Source organism: Streptomyces sp. Edi4 (genome assembly GCF_040253615.1).
Classification (GTDB): domain Bacteria; phylum Actinomycetota; class Actinomycetes; order Streptomycetales; family Streptomycetaceae; genus Streptomyces.
Genome location: NZ_JBEJGY010000004.1, coordinates 4,054,769 through 4,070,099, shown reverse-complemented (window position 1 = coordinate 4,070,099; position 15,331 = coordinate 4,054,769). Strand labels below are relative to the sequence as shown.

Sequence of the window (15,331 nt, the reverse complement as noted above, 5' to 3'; positions counted from 1 at the left end):
GGCAGGCCATCCCCGCTGGCCCGGGCGGGGTGCCCGCCGGGCTCGCAGGTGGCCGTGAGGCCTGTGCGTGGCCGGAGCGCCGGTGCGCGGCGGACGGTCTTGGGGATGGTCGTCGGCTTGATGCACGGGCTCGCGGGCCTGTGTGTGACCGTCGGCCCCGTGGCGAAGGGCGGCCGTGTGCGCGGTGGGCGGCCACTGTGGGCGGCGGGCGACTCCGCGCGCCCCGGCCACCGCACACCACGGGCGCCCCGGGCCTGATGAGGCCCGGGGCGCCCGGGTGTTCCGTACCGTCGGCGCGCGCGGCGCCCGGCGACGGCGGTGTGCCGCTGCCGGAGCGCGCCGTGCTCAGCGGCCGTCCTCGACGTCCGTAGCGTCCGCCTCCGCTTCCGCCTGCTTGGCCTGGACCTCGGGGTCGAGGACGTCCGCGCTGCCGTCCACCGAGGCGAGCGGCGGCCGGTCGGCGACCTCGGTCGCCTCCGGGGGCTCGACCAGCCAGTCCGGGTTGGCCTGCTTGTCCCACCACCGCCACGCGGCGAACGCGCCACCCGCCAGCACGCCGAGGACCAGGGCCCCCTTGGCGAACCGCGCGTTCCTCGCGCGGCGCCGGTGCTTGCGCGCCAGCTTCTCGATCTCACGCGGCGTCACCTGGCCGCGCAGCGCCGCGAGGGCCGCGGTGGAGCGCGCCATGGCCTCCTCGCGCAGCGGCTGGGCGGCGGCGACCGCCTGCTCCACGCGCGGCGCGGCGTACTCGGCGGCCTGCCGGGCCGCCCGGCGGGAACGCGCCGCCGCCTGGTGGGCCACCTCGTCCATCCGCGGCGGCACGTGCGGCGCGACACGCGCGTCGTACTGCTGCTTGGCCTGGCTGCGCGCCTGCGCCGCGGCCTTGGACACCTTGGGCGCCACGCGTACGCGTGCCTCCTGGGCGTAGTGCTGGGCGTACTGCGCGGCCTGCTGCCTGGCCGAATCGGCGTAGGGCGCCACCACTTCCGCGGCGTGCAGCACGCTCTCCTTCGCCGATCCGGTTGCGGCGCGCACGCTCTCCATGCGGGTCACGTGATCCTCCTCCTTGGTGGCGGTTCGGTATGTCGCCTTTCCACCCAGCTCGAAATCATGCCTGTCCTGCGGGTACCCGGCATGTGCGCAAAGGCATCCGGGTGGGCGTCATGTCTTTGGGGCAATCGCTGGACGCGGTACGGAATGTCGTCCTTCGGGGAAGCTCGCGGACGACAATGCCACGGTTGGGGCCGGTACGGCGGTGTTCGGCGGGTATCTGTCGTCAACGAGGCGCTTTTCCACCCGTCGGCGTGGTCCGTGGGAGGATCGTGGGACGTCAGTGCAGACCTTTTCAGAGCTTTAAGGAAGGCAGATCGTGGCCGAGCAGCTTTACGCCACCCTGAAGACCAATCGGGGCGACATCGAGATTCGGCTCCTGCCGAACCACGCACCCAAGACGGTCAAGAACTTCGTGGAACTCGCCAAGGGCGAGCGCGAATGGACCCACCCGGCGACCGGTGAGAAGACCACTGCCCCGCTGTACGACGGCACGGTCTTCCACCGCGTGATCAGCGGCTTCATGATCCAGGGCGGCGACCCCCTGGGCAACGGCACCGGCGGCCCGGGCTACGAGTTCGCCGACGAGTTCCACCCGGACCTCGGCTTCGACAAGCCGTACCTGCTGGCCATGGCCAACGCGGGTCCGGCCACCAACGGCTCGCAGTTCTTCATCACCGTGTCGCCCACCGCGTGGCTGACCCGCAAGCACACGATCTTCGGCGAGGTCTCCACCGACGCCGGCCGCAAGGTCGTGGACGAGATCGCCGCCGCCCAGACCAACCCGCGCACCGACCGCCCGGTCAACGACGTGGTCATCGAGTCGGTCGTCGTGGAGAGCCGCGAAGGCTGAGCTCCGGCTCCGCAGGAAACTTTCCGCCCCGCTCGTGCGTATGACGAGCGGGGCGGAGCTGCTGCACCAGGACGAGGGAGCCCGATGAACCAGGACCAGGACGAGGCACGGCAGTCGAGCCTGCCCGGCTGCTACCGGCACCCCGAGGTGCACACCGGCATCAGCTGCGCGCGCTGCGCCCGGCCGATCTGCCCGCAGTGCATGATCAGCGCGTCCGTCGGCTTCCAGTGCCCCGAGTGTGTGCGTTCCGGCTCGGGCACCGGCCACGCGCCGGGCGCGAACCGCCCGCGCACGGTGGCGGGCGGGGCCCTGCGCGCGGGCGATCCCCAACTGCTCACCAAGATCCTCATCGGGATCAACGCCGTGGTCTTCCTGGTGCAGCAGACGGTCGGCGACCGCTTCACCGACGCCTTCTTCCTGATCGGCAGAGCCGGCATCCCGGGGTTCGACGGACCGCAGGGCGTCGCCGAGGGCCAGTGGTACCGGCTGCTGACCTCGATGTTCCTGCACGGAGGCTTCGCCCACATCGCCTTCAACATGCTCAGCCTGTGGTGGCTCGGCGGCCCGTTGGAGGCCGCGCTCGGCCGGGCGCGCTATCTGGCGCTGTACATGGTGTCGGGTCTCGCGGGCGGGGCACTGACGTATCTGCTCGCCGCCTCCAACGAGCCCTCGCTCGGCGCGTCCGGCGCGATCTTCGGCCTCTTCGGCGCCATGGCGGTGCTGATGCGGCGGATGAGGTACGACATGCGGCCCGTCATCGGGCTGCTCGTGGTCAACCTGATCTTCACGTTCAACCCGTGGGTGGGCATCGCCTGGCAGGCCCACGTGGGCGGTCTGGTCGCGGGCGTCCTGGTGGGCATCGGCATGGTCCACGCCCCCGCGCCCCGGCGCGCGCTCACGCAGTGGGGCAGCTGCGTCCTGGTGCTCGCGGCGTCACTGGCCCTTGTCCTGATCCGTACCGCCGAACTCATCTGAGCTGCCGCGAGAGAACCACGCCGCCTGAATTTCCTCCGCCCGGAACACCCCGCTCGACACGGCGGGTACGAGCTTTCCCCAGAGTTGTCCACAGCGGGTGCCCGAACTTGTGCACTGTGTGGGGAACACCCGTGCCCCTCGCTCCTGACCTGGGTCTTCCAGGCGGGGCAAGGGGCACAAGGGGTGTACGGGGGCGGCGGAGCCGGTCACACCGGCGTCAACGTCCCGGAAGTTATCCACAGATCGTCTGAGTTATCCACTCCCCGTGGATAGCGCTGTGGATAACTAGGGGCAGAGCTTGATTTCGGCCGTTACTTCCACTGCGTGGAGACGCCGAAGCCACCCGCGATGAAGCCGAAACCGACCACGATGTTCCAGTTGCCGAGCGCCTTCAGCGGCAGATCGCCCTCGGTGACATAGAAGAGGACGATCCAGGCGAGACCGATGAGGAACAGCGCCAGCATCACCGGGGCCACCCAGCCCCGGTTGCCCAGTTTGAGGGCGGTCGCCTGCTTGGGCGGAGGCGGCGTGAAATCGGCCTTCTTGCGGATACGTGACTTCGGCACGAGGAACTCTCCTGTCGATGCGCTGCGTGACCGCGCAGGGAACTGTGGCGGCGCCGGGGGACGGGGCTGCGGGGGAAGCCTCCCCCAAGCGTCCGTTAGCGTAGTGCTTCCGTGGCGCCGAAGGAGATAAGGGTACGTTGAGCAATTCTGCCGACTCCCCCGACGGGGTCCCCGAACCGCCCCGGCGGCGGCTGCGCGGCCACCCCGTGCGGCTGCTCTCGGCCGCCGTGTTCGCCCTCGCCGGCCTCATCTTCGTCACCAGCTTCAACACGGCCAAGGGCACCAACATCCGCACCGACGCCTCGCTCCTGAAGCTGTCGGACCTGATCAAGCAGCGCGACCACAAGAACAAGGAGCTCGGCGACTCCACGGCCGCCCTGCGCGCCGACGTGGACGGGCTCGCCCAGCGCGACGACGGCTCCACCAAGGCCGAGGACCAGCTCCTCAACGGCCTCAAGGACGCCTCCGGCACCGCGCCCGTCTCCGGCAAGGGGCTCACCGTCACGCTCAACGACGCCCCGCCCAACGCCACCGCGGCCCCCGGCTACCCCGCCCCGCAGGCCAACGACCTCGTCATCCACCAGCAGGACCTGCAAGCCGTGGTCAACGCCCTGTGGCAGGGCGGCGCCCAGGGCATCCAGGTCATGGACCAGCGGCTGATCGCCACCAGCGCGGTCCGCTGCGTCGGCAACACCCTGATCCTCCAAGGGCGCGTCTACTCACCCCCATACAAGATCACCGCGGTCGGCAGCACCGGAAAGCTGCGCGCGGCCCTGAACGCCTCCCCGGCGATCCAGAACTACCAGCTCTATGTGAAGGCCTACGGGCTGGGCTGGAAAGTCGACGAGCACAAGACGATGACTCTGCCGGCCTACTCGGGCACAGTGGATCTCCACTACGCGAAACCGGTGCAGTAGCGGCGCGAAGGGGGCACCGCCGATGTCCGTACGGGTCGTCGTCAGGTCCCTCAGCGAACTCTGCGTCACCGTCGGTTCGGTGATCGTCCTGTTCGTCGTCTACCTCCTGTACTGGACGGGCGTGAAGGCCGACGACGCCGCGGGCGACCAGATGGCCGGCCTGCGGGAGCGGTGGGCGGTGGCCCAGAGCCCCGGGCCCCACCCGGCCGCGCCCCGGCCGGGCCCCGCCCCCGCTCCCGCCGCCTATGGCGAGGGCCGCTCCTTCGCCGTCATGTACATCCCCCGGCTCGGCCGCGCCTGGCACAGACCCGTCCTGGAGGGCACCGCCGTCAAGGACCTCCAGAAAGGCCTCGGCCACTACGCGAACACGGCCCGGCTCGGTGACCAGGGCAACTTCGCGGTCGCCGGCCACCGGCGCACCTACGGCGACCCGTTCAAGGACTTCCCCGACCTGCGGCCGGGCGACGCGGTCGTCCTGCGCGACGACACCACCTGGTACACCTACCGCATCGACAACCGGCCCCTGCGGACCGTGCCCGGCGACATCGGAGTCCTCGACGCCGTCCCCGCCGAGTCGCCCTTCCGCTCCCCCGGCCGCTATCTGACCCTCACCACCTGCGACCCGGAGTGGGGCAGCAGCCACCGTCTGATCGCCTGGGGACACCTCGACTCCACCCAGCCCGTGACGCGTGGCGAGCCCCCGGCTTTGGACGGCTGACCCCACCGCACAGCCCCGGCCCTTACTCTGGTCCCGTAACGATCGTCGGAAGGGACAGCGGGGACGGCATGTACGGCTGGATCTGGCGGCATCTGCCGGGCAACGCGTGGCTGCGAGCGCTCATTTCGCTCGCGATGGTGCTCGTGATCGTCTATGTGCTTTTCCAGTACGTCTTCCCGTGGGCGGAGCCGCTGCTCCCGTTCAACGACGTGACGGTGGACCAGGGGATGGGGACGACGGCCCGATGAACGCGCGCATTCTCGTAGTGGACAATTACGACAGCTTCGTCTTCAACCTCGTCCAGTACCTGTACCAGCTGGGTGCCGAGTGCGAGGTCGTCCGCAACGACGAGGTGTCGCTCGGCCACGCACAGGACAACTTCGACGGCGTCCTGCTCTCCCCCGGCCCCGGCACCCCCGAACAGGCGGGTGTCTGCGTCGACATGGTGCGTCACTGCGCCACCACCGGCGTCCCCGTCTTCGGCGTCTGCCTCGGCATGCAGTCGATGATGGTCGCCTACGGCGGCGTCGTGGGCCGCGCCCCCGAGCTGCTGCACGGCAAGACGTCGCCGGTGCTGCACCAGGGCGCGGGGGTCTTCTCCGGTCTGCCCTCCCCGTTCACCGCGACCCGCTACCACTCGCTGGCCGCCGAGCCGGCCACCCTGCCGGCCGAGCTCGAGGTCACCGCCCGCACCGAGGACGGCATCATCATGGGGCTGCGCCACCGTGAACTGCCGGTCGAGGGCGTCCAGTTCCACCCCGAGTCGGTGCTGACCGAGCACGGCCACCGGATGCTCGCCAACTGGCTGGTCCGCTGCGGGGACACCGGCGCCGTGGGGCGTTCGGCGGGGCTCGCGCCGGTGGTGGGCAAGGCTGCGGCGTGACTCCGGCGCGACCGGAGCACGAGTACGACCCGCTGACGGACCCCCTGCCTCCAGCCGAGGGATCCCCCTGGTTCCGGTCCGGCAACCCGGCGCCCGGCGCCTCAGCCCCCGTACAGGAGCCCGTATCCGAGCCACCGCCGCGGCCCCGCCCGGCCGGGCCCGCGCCGGGCCCGCAGGTGTACGAGCCCGCTCCGGCGGCGCCCCAGGAGTGGTACGAGCCGTCCTCCGCCGCCGGTCAGCGGCCCTGGTACCCCGCGCAGGAGCCCCTGGCGCAGCCGGCCGCTCCCGCCCCGACCCCGATACCGGGCGAGGGCGCCCCGGCCGAGGCGGCGACCGCCGTCTTCGAGGCGATAACCGCCCCGCCCGCCACCGGGGCCGCCGGGGCTTCCGCGGTCCCTCCGGCCACCGGCGGCCGCGCCGAACGGCGCAAGGCCGCCAAGGGCAAGCGGCGCGCGACCCCCGCCCGGGCCGCCGCGCCGGCCCCCTCGCCGGCCCCCGCGCAGGACGGGCGCCGGCTGACGCGGGCCGAGGCGCGCCGCGCGGCCAAGGCACGCAAGGAAAGCCCGGCGGTGATCGCCAGCCGGGTCCTGGGCGAGGCGTTCATCACGCTGGGCGTGGTGATGCTCCTGTTCGTGACGTACCAGCTGTGGTGGACCAACGTCCGCGCCCACCAGGAAGCCGGCAGCGCCACCAAGAAGATCACTCAGGGCTGGGCGGACGGCCGCAAACCCGACGCGTTCGCACCGGGCCAGGGCTTCGCCATCATGCACATCCCCAAGCTCGACATCGTCGCGCCGATCGCCCAGGGCACCAGCAAGTCCAAGGTCCTGGACAAGGGCATGATCGGCCACTACGACGAGGCGGGCCTGAAGACGGCCATGCCGTCGGACGCCACCGGCAACTTCGCGGTCGCCGCTCACCGCAACACCCATGGCGAGCCCTTCCGTTACATCAACCGTCTCAAGGCGGGCGACAAGGTGGTGGTGGAGACGCAGGACGCGTACTACACCTACGAGATCACCAGCGAGCTCCCGCAGACCCCGCCGTCCAACGTCTCGGTGCTCAAGCCGATCCCCACCGGATCGGGCTTCACCAAGCCCGGCCGCTATCTGACGCTGACGACCTGCACACCGGAATTCACGAGTACCTACCGTCTGATCGTGTGGGGCAAGATGGTCGACGACCGACCGCGCAGCAAGGGCAAGCCCGACGCGCTCGTGGGATGACCGAACGGACAGCAGGGGCGGGTGCGGTGGCCACGGAGACCGACCACGACGAGCGGACGGGCACGCCCGGTCCCGCCGGGACCCGGAGCGGGCGCAGGGCCGTCGCCGCCGCCATCAGCGTCCTGGGCGAACTCCTCATTACCGGGGGCGTCCTGCTCGGCCTGTTCGTCGTCTACTCGCTGTGGTGGACGAACGTCATGGCCGACCGCGAGGCCTCCGCCCAGGGCGACAGCGTGCGCCGCCACTGGGCGAGCGCCACCGGTCCCGGCGCGCTCGACACCAAGGGCGGCATCGGCTTCCTGCACGTCCCCGCGATGAGGAACGGCGAGGTGCTGGTCAAGAAGGGCACGGACACCGACATCCTCAACGACGGTGTGGCCGGCTACTACCTGGACCCGGTCAAGGCGACCCTGCCGACCGCGGGCACCAGCGGAAACTTCACGCTCGCCGCCCACCGGGACGGCCACGGCGCCAAGTTCCACAACATCGACAAGCTGAAGAACGGCGATCCCGTCGTCTTCGAGACCAAGGACACCTGGTACGTCTACAAGGTGTTCGCCGAGCTGCCCGAGACCTCGAAGTACAACGTCGACGTGCTGCAACCGGTCCCCAAGGGCTCGGGCGTCAAGAAGCCCGGCCAGTACATCACCCTGACGACGTGCACCCCGGTCTACACCTCGAAGTACCGCTACATCGTGTGGGGCGAGCTGGTACGCACGGAGAAGGTCGACGCCCAGCGGACGCCCCCGGCCGAACTGCGTTCCTAGCGCCGCCGGTTGGTCCGCGTCGGCATGGAGCCCCGGCACCCTGTCCAAGGGTGCCGGGGCTCCGTCGCTGTCACCGCCGGGCGGCGGCGGCTCGGGGGGTCGTCTAAAGGCCGTCGAAGGGGTTGTTGCCCCCGTTGTCGTTCTGGCCGCCGCCACCGCCGCCGATCGTGGTCAGCGTGACCGGCTGGTTCGGGTCGGCCGTGGTGCCCGGACCGGGCGTCACGATCATGACGTGCGCCTTGTCGTCATTCGAACTGCCCTGAGTGAACTGGATGTTGCTGAAGCCGGCCTCGTTCAGCGTCTGCGTCGCCTTCTTCACCGTCATCCCGACGATGTTGAGGGGGATCTGCGCCTGGCCGCCCGTCGCCGGGGGCGTCGGCGTCTGCGGGCCCTTGGAGACGCGCAGGACGATCTGGACGTCCTTGGGCTGACTGGTGTCGCCACTCGGGGTCATGGAGACGACCTGGTTGAGCGGCTTGTCGTTGTCGACGTCCTGGCGGGAGACGTTGGTGAAGCCGAGGGCGCTGAGCTGCTGGACCGCCGCCGTGTAGTCCTTGTTCACCACGTTGGGCAGATTCGTGGTCTGCTTCTTGGCGATCGAGAGCGTGACCGTCGAGTTCTTCTCCGCCTGCGAGCCGCCTGTCGGCTCCTGGCTGACGACCGTGCCCGGCGTCGAGCCGGACTCGACCTCCTTGGTCTTCACCTGGAAGCCCTTGCTCTGCAGGTACTGAGTGGCGCTGTCCTTGTCCTTCTGCGTGACGTCCGGGACCTCGATCTTCGGCGCGCCCGTGGAGACGGTGACCGTGACCGTGTCGCCCTTCTTCATGGTGCCGTTGGCGGGGGCCTGGGTGCAGATGTTGCCCTTGGGCTGGTCCGCGCACGGCTCGTTCTTGGACACGGACATCTTGACGCCGGCGTTGGTCGCCATTTTCTCCGCGTCGCCCTGGCTGCTGCCGACGAGCTGGGGAACATTCACCGTGGTGCTGTCGGCGTTGCCGTTGAAGACGGACTTGCCGATCAGGATCGCGCCGACCAGGACCAGGACGCCCGCCAGGATCAGCAGGACCGTCGAGGTGTGGGACTTCTTCTGGTTCTGCCGCCGCCTGTCGGGGCGGTCGTCGTAGCCGTATCCGCCGTCGTCGGGGCTGACCGGCGGCAGCATCGACGTCTGGCCACCGCCGCCCGGGTCCGCCTGGCGCAGCGCGGCCGTCGCCTGGTCGTTGCCGTAACCGTTGTTGTAGCCGTGCCCGTTGCCGTAGCCGACCGCGCCCAGGGTGGCGGTGGCGGCGACGGGCTGGCCGTCGAGGTAGGCCTCGATGTCGGCGCGCATCTCGTCCGCCGACTGGTAGCGGTAGTCGGGGTCCTTGACCAGTGCCTTGAGGACGATGGCGTCCATCTCGGGCGTGATCTCGGAGTCGAAGTTCGAAGGGGGCTGCGGCTCCTCGCGCACGTGCTGGTAGGCCACCGCGACCGGAGAGTCCCCGACGAAGGGGGGCCGGACGGTGAGCAGCTCGTACAGCAGGCAGCCGGTCGAGTACAGGTCGCTTCGCGCGTCGACCTGCTCGCCCTTGGCCTGCTCGGGGGAGAGGTACTGGGCGGTGCCGATCACGGCGGCGGTCTGCGTCATCGTCATGCCGGAGTCGCCCATGGCGCGGGCGATGCCGAAGTCCATGACCTTGACCTGGCCGGTGCGCGTCAGCATGACGTTCGCGGGCTTGATGTCGCGGTGGACGATGCCGTTGCGGTGCGAGTACTCCAGGGCCTGGAGGATGCCGATGGTCATTTCCAGGGTGCGCTCGGGCAGCAGCTTGCGCCCGGAGTGCAGCAGCTCACGCAGGGTCGAACCGTCGACGTACTCCATCACGATGTACGGGATGGAGACGTTGTCGACGTAGTCTTCGCCGGTGTCGTAGACAGCGACGATCGCCGGGTGGTTGAGCGAGGCGGCCGACTGGGCCTCACGGCGGAACCGGGCCTGGAAGGACGGGTCGCGGGCGAGGTCGGCCCGCAGCGTCTTCACGGCGACGGTGCGGCCGAGCCGGGTGTCGTGCGCGAGGTAGACCTCGGCCATGCCACCACGGCCGAGCACCTGGCCCAGCTCGTACCGGCCGCCGAGGCGACGCGGCTCTTCCATAGCTAATCCAGCCCTCTCCGTTGTCCCGACCGTACCCATGGGTGGTCCGGCGGTGTGCTGTTCGCGCATACGCTACCGGGCACCGCAAGCCCGTCAGCTCGCGGCCGTTACCTGATACCGGACCGGTACAGGGCACGTGTGATGTTTCACGTGAAACGGACGGCCGTTTCACGTGAAACAGCCCGGTCACTTCTTGCCGTCGAGTACCGCCTTCATGACGCCCCTGGCGATGGGCGCGGCGAGCTTGCCGCCCGCGATGTCGTCACGGGTCGTGTCGGAGCCTTCGATGACCACGGCGACCGCGACCGGGGAGCCGTCCCCCGACTTCGCGTAGGAGATGAACCAGGCGTACGGGTTGTCCTTGTTGTCCACGCCGTGCTGGGCGGTACCGGTCTTGCCGCCGACCGTCACGCCGGGGATCTGGGCGCTGGTGCCGGTGCCGTCGGTGACGACGAACTCCATCATCTTCTGGAGCTTCTGAGCGGTGGCGGCCGACATCGGCTGGCTCATCTGCTCCGGCTGGGTCTTGGAGAGCACGTCAACGTTCGGGGCCTGGAGCGTGTCGACCATGTACGGCTTCATCAGCTTGCCGTCGTTGGCGACCGCGGCGGCGACCATGGCCATCTGGAGCGGGGTCGCGCGGTTGGAGGCCTGCCCGATGCCCGCCATGGCGTTCTGCGGGCGGTTGTCCTTCGGGTAGATGCTGGCTTCGGTGCGCACGGGGTTGAAGATCTGCTTGTTGAAGCCGAACTTCTCGGCCTCGGCCTTCATCTTCTCGTTGCCCAGGTCGGCGCTGATCTTGCCGAAGACGGTGTTGCAGGACCACTGGAGAGCCACCTTGAGCGTGGCGTTCTCACAGGGGATGTTGCCCTCGTTGTTCAGAGGCTTGCTGGCAGTGTCCGGCAGGGTGTAGGGCACCGGCGACTTCGTCGGCTCGTCGATGCTGGAGTACAGGCCGTTCTCCAGGGCCGCGGCGGCGGTGACCACCTTGAAGGTGGAGCCGGGCGGGTAGGTCTGGCGCAGCGCCCGGTTCAGGAGGGGGCTGTTCTTGTCGTCCAGCAGCGTCTTGTAGGCCTGGCTGTCCTTGTTGCTGCTGCCCGCGAACACCGAGGGGTCGTAGGAAGGCGTCGAGGCCAGCGCCAGGATGGCGCCGGTCTGTGGGTTGATCGCCGCGACCGCGCCCTTCTTGTCGCCGAGCCCCTGGAAAGCGGCCTTCTGAGCGGCGCTGTTCAAGGTGGTGACGACGTTGCCGCCCTGCTTCTTCTCACCCGTGAACATCGACAGCGTGCGGTCGAAGAAGAGCCGGTTGTCGGTGCCGGAGAGGATGCCGTCCTCGATCTTCTCCAACTGGGTGGCGTCGAAGACCTGGGAGGCGAATCCGGTGACCGGCGCCCACATGGGGCCGTCCTTCCAGGACCGCTTGTACTTGAAGTCGGTGCCCGTGGTCTCCGTGGAGCCGGTGATCGTCTGGCCGTCGGCCGTGATGATGTTGCCGCGCTCGTGGGCGAACCGCTCGATCTGGACCCGGCGATTGAAGTCGTTGGCGTTCAACTCGTCGGCCCGGACGTACTGGAGCCAGTTGTCGCGGATCATCAGCGAGAGGATGAGCAGCCCGCAGAAGATCGCGATCCGGCGCAGGGGCTTGTTCACGGGCGGACCACCTGAGTCATCTCGGCGTCGGGGGACGGGGCGGGGGCCGGAGCGGGACGACGGGCGGTGTCGCTGATCCGGATCAGGATGCCGATCAGCGCCCAGTTGGCGATGACGGACGAACCACCGGCCGCGAGGAACGGCATCGTCATACCGGTCAGGGGGATCAGGCCCATCACACCGCCGGCCACCACGAAGACCTGGAGCGCCAGGGCACCGGACAAGCCGATGGCGAGCAGCTTGCCGAACGGGTCACGGGCCGCGAGTGCGGTGCGCACGCCCCGTTCCACGATCAGGCCGTAGATCAGGAGCAGCGCCATCATTCCGGCCAGGCCCAGCTCCTCACCGACGGTGGAGAGGATGAAGTCGGCGTTGGCGGCGAACCCGATGAGGTCGGAGTGGCCCTGGCCGAGCCCGGTGCCCAGCGTGCCACCCGAGCCGAACGACATGATCGCGTTACCGATCTGCTCGCAGGCGCCGCTCGTCTTGTAGCAGGCGAACGGGTCCATCCAGGCCGTGACACGCGCCTTGACGTGCGACTCGAAGGAGGCGACGCCGACCGCGCCCACCGCCGACATCAGCAGACCGAACACGATCCAGCTGGTCCGCTCGGTCGCCACGTACAGCATGATCACGAAGAGGCCGAAGAACAGCAGCGAGGTGCCGAGGTCGGTCTCGAAGACGAGGATCAGGATGGACATCGCCCAGACCACGAGGATCGGGCCGAGGTCGCGTCCGCGCGGCAGGTAGATCCCCATGAAACGACGGCTGGCCAGCGCCAGCGCGTCCCGCTTCACCATGAGGTAGCCGGCGAAGAACACCGCCAGGATGATCTTCACGAACTCGCCGGGCTGGATCGAACCGAGCCCCGGAATCGTGATCCAGATACGGGCGCCGAACTTCGCCGGGAAGAACATCGGCAGGATCAGCAGCAGCATCGCCACGAACATGGAGATGTAGGTGTAGCGCTGAAGGACGCGGTGGTCCTTGACGAGCAGCAGCACCCCGATGAACAGGGCCACCCCCAGCGCCGAGAACATCAGCTGGTGGGGCGCGGACGGGCTGAACGCTCCATAGGCCCGCTTGGCCTGCGTGATCAGCCGCGGCGACTGGTCGAGGCGCCAGATGAGGACCAGGCCCAAACCGTTCAGCAGCGTGGCGAGCGGCAGGAACAGCGGGTCGGCGTACTTGGCGAACTTGCGCACCACCAGGTGCGCGACACCCGCCATCATGCCGAGGCCCAGACCGTAACCGAGCATGCCCGAGGGCAGCGAGCCGGTCATGGCGAGCCCCACATTGGCGTACGCGAACACCGGGATGGCCACGGCGAAGACAAGCAGGGCCAGCTCGGTGTTGCGGCGGCTCGGTGCTTCGATCGCGCCAATGGTGGTCGTGTTGGTGACAACGCTCATGATGTGGAAAGGCCCCCTACGGCTGCCTACTGCTTACCGCACTGCGAGACCAGCTTCTGCTCGTCCTCCGAGAGGCTGGGGCCGGGTGTGGGAGATGCGGTGGTGGTGGTCTTGTCGGACGGGGCGCCGGTGGCACCGGTGCCGGGCTTGGAGGTGTTGTTGCCCTCGGCAGCCCGGCGCTCCTCCTCCTTCTTGCAGGCGGACGCCTGCGTCGCGAACTCCTTGATCTTGGCCTGCGCCTTGTCGAGGCTGCTCGCGGCGATGGTCGAGTCGATCTGGTTCTGCTGGTACTGCGGGAGGTACTTGAGTTCGATCTCGGGGTGATCGGTCTCCACCTTGGACAGCTTCACCCACGCCAGGTCCTGGCTGATGCCCCGGTACAGCGCCACATGCGGAGCGCCGTCGCTGTTGGTGCCGATGAAGTACTGCGTCTGCGTCCAGCGGTAGCCGCCGTACAGACCGCCGCCGACGACCGCGAGGGCCAGCACGATGTAGAGGGATCTGCGGATCCAGGGCCCCTTGCCGCGCCGTCGGCTCGGCTTGACGAAGTCCTCGTCCGTGTACGCGCCGAACGCGCCGTCGGGCGGACTGGCATACCCACTGTCCTCGCCGCTGCCGGGCGGGCCGAAGCCGCCCTGGGGCGTCGGCGCGGGGCGGCCGAGCCCGGAGGCGCGGCCCGCAGGGGTCTGCATGGCCCCGCCGTCGTTCAGTTGCAGCTGGTTCTCGGCGACCGCGCCGACGATGACCGGCGTGTCATTGAGCTGGGCCGCCAGGGTGTCACCGGAGTCGACGTCGAGCACATCGGCGATGATCACCGTGATGTTGTCGGGCCCGCCGCCGCGCAGCGCGAGCTGGATCAGTTCCTGAACGGTCTCCTGCGGGCCCTGGTAGCTGGCCAGGGTCTCCTCCATCGTCTGATGGGAGACCACGCCCGACAGGCCGTCGGAACAGATCAAGTACCGGTCGCCGGAACGCACTTCACGGATCGACAGGTCGGGCTCGACGTGATCGCCGCTGCCCAGGGCGCGCATCAGGAGCGAGCGCTGCGGGTGGGTGGTGGCCTCTTCCTCGGTGATGCGACCCTCGTCCACCAGGCGCTGCACCCAGGTGTGGTCCTGGGTGATCTGGGTGAGGACGCCGTCGCGCAGCAGATAGGCACGCGAGTCACCGACGTGCACCAGGCCCAGGCGCTGCCCCGTCCACAGCAGGGCGGTGAGCGTGGTGCCCATGCCCTCCAGCTGGGGGTCCTCCTCGACCATCATGCGCAGCTGGTCGTTGGCCCGCTGCACGGCGGTGCCGAGCGACGTGAGGATGTCGGAGCCGGGAACGTCGTCGTCGAGCGTGACCAGCGTGGAGATCACCTCGGAGGAGGCGACCTCACCGGCGGCCTGACCGCCCATGCCGTCGGCAATCGCCAAAAGACGAGGCCCGGCGTAACCGGAGTCCTCGTTCCCCTCGCGGATCATGCCTTTGTGCGATCCGGCCGCAAAACGCAGGGACAGACTCATGCGCACCTCGCCTGTCGGCTCGGGGTACGGCCGGTCATGTCGAGCCACACTGCCCACCCTCCGGTCGGAAACCCGCCCCGGTCCCTGGGGACCGCCGCGGCTCGCTCGCTCCGCTCGCTCATTGTCGTACTACTTCCGCAGCTCGATGACGGTCTTGCCGATGCGGATCGGCGCGCCCAGCGGAATCGGGGTCGGGGTGGTGAGCCGAGACCGGTCCAGATAGGTGCCGTTGGTGGATCCCAGATCCTCGACGATCCAGTTGCCGTCCCGGTCCGGGTAGATCCTGGCATGGCGGCTCGACGCGTAGTCGTCATCCAGGACGATCGTCGAGTCGTGGGCCCGGCCCAGCGTGATGGTCTGGCCCTGAAGGGCGACCGTCGTGCCGGTGAGGGTGCCCTCGGAGACGACCAGCTTGGTGGGGGCGCCGCGGCGCTGCCGCCCCCCGCCGCTCTGCTGCTGGCCGCGCTGCGGCGGCGGCGTGGCGGCAGCGGCCTGCCTGCCGGTCCCCTGCTGCCGGTTGGCGTCATTGCCCCGGCGCGAACCGCGCTGGGTGACACGTGTGCCGAACAGATCACTGCGAATGACCTGAACGGCCACGATGACGAACAGCCACAGTACGGCGAGGAAACCCAACCGCATGACCGTGAGGGTCAGCTCTGACATTGCCCCCGC

The 15,331-nt window shown here is 69.4% G+C and carries 15 protein-coding genes; 8 read left to right on the top strand and 7 right to left on the bottom strand.

Annotated elements, in window-relative coordinates:
* Window positions 1-345: 345 nt before the first annotated feature.
* Window positions 346-1,053 (bottom strand): DUF5324 family protein, encoded by a 708-nt coding sequence (locus ABR738_RS20455; protein WP_350231432.1) that lies wholly within the window; start codon window positions 1,051-1,053, stop codon window positions 346-348.
* A gap of 316 nt (window positions 1,054-1,369) precedes the next feature.
* Between ABR738_RS20455 and ABR738_RS20450 the strand changes: the two genes are divergently transcribed.
* Both ABR738_RS20450 and ABR738_RS20445 read left to right on the top strand, forming a co-directional pair.
* Window positions 1,370-1,903, top strand: coding sequence for a peptidylprolyl isomerase (locus ABR738_RS20450; protein WP_350231431.1), 534 nt, complete (start codon window positions 1,370-1,372; stop codon window positions 1,901-1,903).
* 84 nt (window positions 1,904-1,987) lie between these two features.
* Entirely contained in the window at window positions 1,988-2,878 is an 891-nt protein-coding gene (locus tag ABR738_RS20445; RefSeq protein WP_350231430.1) for a rhomboid family intramembrane serine protease, read from the top strand.
* Window positions 2,879-3,189: 311 nt separating this feature from the next.
* Here ABR738_RS20445 and crgA read toward each other — a convergent pair whose 3' ends face one another.
* Window positions 3,190-3,444 carry a cell division protein CrgA gene (gene crgA / locus ABR738_RS20440; protein ID WP_350231429.1) on the bottom strand — a complete coding sequence of 85 codons (255 nt, stop codon included), beginning with the start codon at window positions 3,442-3,444 and terminating at the stop codon, window positions 3,190-3,192.
* A gap of 137 nt (window positions 3,445-3,581) precedes the next feature.
* Between crgA and ABR738_RS20435 the strand changes: the two genes are divergently transcribed.
* From ABR738_RS20435 to ABR738_RS20410, 6 genes are all read left to right on the top strand, one after another.
* On the top strand, window positions 3,582-4,361 hold the full coding sequence (locus ABR738_RS20435) for a DUF881 domain-containing protein (RefSeq protein ID WP_350231428.1): 780 nt from the start codon (window positions 3,582-3,584) through the stop codon (window positions 4,359-4,361).
* Between the two features lie 22 nt (window positions 4,362-4,383).
* Window positions 4,384-5,079, top strand: coding sequence for a class E sortase (locus tag ABR738_RS20430; RefSeq protein WP_350231427.1), 696 nt, complete (start codon window positions 4,384-4,386; stop codon window positions 5,077-5,079).
* A gap of 68 nt (window positions 5,080-5,147) precedes the next feature.
* Window positions 5,148-5,327: a hypothetical protein gene (locus tag ABR738_RS20425; protein WP_120722459.1), complete on the top strand. Its 180-nt coding sequence runs from the start codon at window positions 5,148-5,150 to the stop codon at window positions 5,325-5,327.
* Window positions 5,324-5,962, top strand: a complete 639-nt coding sequence (locus ABR738_RS20420; protein ID WP_350231426.1) for an aminodeoxychorismate/anthranilate synthase component II — start codon at window positions 5,324-5,326, stop codon at window positions 5,960-5,962. Before ABR738_RS20425 ends, ABR738_RS20420 begins: the two co-directional genes overlap by 4 nt.
* Complete coding sequence (locus tag ABR738_RS20415; protein ID WP_350231425.1) at window positions 5,959-7,188, top strand: class E sortase; 1,230 nt, start codon at window positions 5,959-5,961, stop codon at window positions 7,186-7,188. Before ABR738_RS20420 ends, ABR738_RS20415 begins: the two co-directional genes overlap by 4 nt.
* A gap of 26 nt (window positions 7,189-7,214) precedes the next feature.
* Window positions 7,215-7,955, top strand: coding sequence for a class E sortase (locus tag ABR738_RS20410; protein WP_350234667.1), 741 nt, complete (start codon window positions 7,215-7,217; stop codon window positions 7,953-7,955).
* Between the two features lie 103 nt (window positions 7,956-8,058).
* On the opposite strand, the gene pknB is transcribed toward ABR738_RS20410, so the two are convergent.
* The 5 genes from pknB to ABR738_RS20385 all read right to left on the bottom strand — a co-directional run bounded on the left by pknB (window position 8,059) and on the right by ABR738_RS20385 (window position 15,322).
* The gene (gene pknB / locus ABR738_RS20405; protein WP_350231424.1) at window positions 8,059-10,089 is read right to left on the bottom strand and encodes a Stk1 family PASTA domain-containing Ser/Thr kinase; all 2,031 of its coding nucleotides are present in this window, start codon (window positions 10,087-10,089) and stop codon (window positions 8,059-8,061) included.
* A gap of 186 nt (window positions 10,090-10,275) precedes the next feature.
* Window positions 10,276-11,739 carry a penicillin-binding transpeptidase domain-containing protein gene (locus ABR738_RS20400; protein WP_350231423.1) on the bottom strand — a complete coding sequence of 488 codons (1,464 nt, stop codon included), beginning with the start codon at window positions 11,737-11,739 and terminating at the stop codon, window positions 10,276-10,278.
* Entirely contained in the window at window positions 11,736-13,151 is a 1,416-nt protein-coding gene (locus ABR738_RS20395) for an FtsW/RodA/SpoVE family cell cycle protein (protein ID WP_350231422.1), read from the bottom strand. The genes ABR738_RS20400 and ABR738_RS20395 overlap by 4 nt, the downstream gene beginning before the upstream one ends.
* Window positions 13,152-13,177: 26 nt before the next feature.
* A complete protein-coding gene (locus ABR738_RS20390) occupies window positions 13,178-14,659 on the bottom strand; it encodes a Stp1/IreP family PP2C-type Ser/Thr phosphatase (protein ID WP_350231421.1) in 1,482 nt (493 codons plus the stop codon).
* A gap of 129 nt (window positions 14,660-14,788) precedes the next feature.
* Window positions 14,789-15,322 (bottom strand): FHA domain-containing protein FhaB/FipA, encoded by a 534-nt coding sequence (locus tag ABR738_RS20385; RefSeq protein WP_350231420.1) that lies wholly within the window; start codon window positions 15,320-15,322, stop codon window positions 14,789-14,791.
* Window positions 15,323-15,331: the final 9 nt, after the last annotated feature.